Here is a 1,497-nt window from a genome sequence, read left to right on the forward strand (position 1 = left end):
GCCCCAACATCCCGGCCACAACCTTCAACGCCGACAAGACGATCCACCAGGGGCTAGAAGCGGCGCTGGACTGGAAGATCACCTCACAATTGCGGCTACGCCAGACCTACACCTGGTCGGACTTCCGCTTCGACGGCGACGTCCAGTATCGCGACAATCGCCTGCCCATCGTGCCAGAGCACTTCTACCGCGCCGAGCTTCGGTACGATCACCCGACTGGCTGGTTCGTGGCGCCCTCGGTCGAATGGGCGGTTTCCGACGCTTGGGTGGACTTCGAGAATACGACCAAGAGCCCGTCCTACGCGATCCTAAACCTCAACGGCGGCTGGAACCTCAACGACAAGGTCTCGCTGTTCGTGGACATCCGGAACCTGACCGACGAGGCCTACATCTCGAACGTCCAGGCCCAGATCAAGGCGACCCCCGCGTCGGCCGCCTACTGGCCCGGTGATGGACGCTCAGTCTTCGGCGGCGTCACAGTCTCGTTTTGATCTTGAACGCGGCGGGCCCAAGGGCTCGCCGCACCTCAACTCTGGAGTTCTCCGATGAAACACATCACCGGCCGCAGCCTCCCTTTGATGAGAACGACGGCCGAAATGCCAGTTCTCAGGCGGTCCAGCGAGCCGCGCGCTTCTCTGTCCAGGCTCACCCTTCTTGGCGCCACCATCTTCTCCACGTAGCAGCCCTCCTCGATCTCCGAGATCGGTTGAACGATCGCGTCGTAGAGTTCGACGAATTCCCCCAAGCGCGGAATGTCTGACGTTTGAGAATGCATGCCCCACGCCATAAGTGACCTTCACGTCACGTAGGCACTCAGGCCCCTGAGCAACGCTTTTCTCGCTCAGGGTCAGCCTTAAGTTGTCGGCGCCCCTTCCAGGGCCGGCGTTAAGTTGGAATCCCTAAGTTGCGGACTTTGGCGTTTCCCACAAATTCAACGAGTTACGCGGCCAGCGTTAAGTTGCCCCGACACTGTCGGCGCAATTTAAGACTGGCCCATCTGCAACTTAAGACTGGCCAAATTGGGAACAGGTCGAAAGCGCTGCGACCTGCAATAGCCATGGCGAGACAACAGGCGCGCGCTGCGGCCGAAAAGCGCCACTTGCGGACAACCGCCGCGGGGCAGGAAGCGAACTCGTTTGAGGGTCTATTTGCGAGTACGTCACGTTGGGCCGGACCCGCCCCATCTCGGACCTTTGGAAGGTCCGCTGCTGGGCGTCCGACCCGTCGACGCCCTCAGGCAACGGCGGTTCCAGAGTGCCGACGCGCGAAGTCGATGAACGCCTTGAAAGCGGCGGTCGGGTTGCGCCGGTTGGGGTAATACAGACTGAGAGGCGATAGTTGGGGTGTCCAGTCCTCAAGCACGCACACAAGCCGACCCGCCTCAATGTCGTCACGCACGTCGGACTCCATCGCTAGGGTGAGACCGACGGAAGCCAGAGCGGCGGCCCTTGCAAGGCTTGCCTCGTCGAGCGTCAGGGCGCCTGCGACGTCGATGTG

At 61.6% G+C, this 1,497-nt stretch carries 3 protein-coding genes; 1 reads left to right on the forward strand and 2 read right to left on the reverse strand.

Annotated elements, in window-relative coordinates:
* A partial coding sequence (locus Q7T84_RS08095) for a TonB-dependent receptor domain-containing protein (RefSeq protein WP_304807565.1) occupies positions 1–491 on the forward strand: 491 nt, incomplete at its 5' end.
* 35 nt (positions 492–526) lie between these two features.
* Here Q7T84_RS08095 and Q7T84_RS08100 read toward each other — a convergent pair.
* Positions 527–787: a hypothetical protein gene (locus tag Q7T84_RS08100; RefSeq protein ID WP_304807568.1), complete on the reverse strand. Its 261-nt coding sequence runs from the start codon at positions 785–787 to the stop codon at positions 527–529.
* Between the two features lie 446 nt (positions 788–1,233).
* The coding region (locus Q7T84_RS08105) for a LysR substrate-binding domain-containing protein (RefSeq protein ID WP_304807570.1) at positions 1,234–1,497 on the reverse strand (264 nt) is incomplete at its 5' end.

Source organism: Phenylobacterium sp., assembly GCF_030654915.1.
GTDB lineage: Bacteria > Pseudomonadota > Alphaproteobacteria > Caulobacterales > Caulobacteraceae > Phenylobacterium.

What these genes read in the sequence shown, in the direction of transcription:
- Q7T84_RS08100 (WP_304807568.1), bottom strand. Translation starts at nt 787, where the DNA reads ATGGCGTGGGGCATGCATTCTCAAACGTCAGACATTCCGCGCTTGGGG.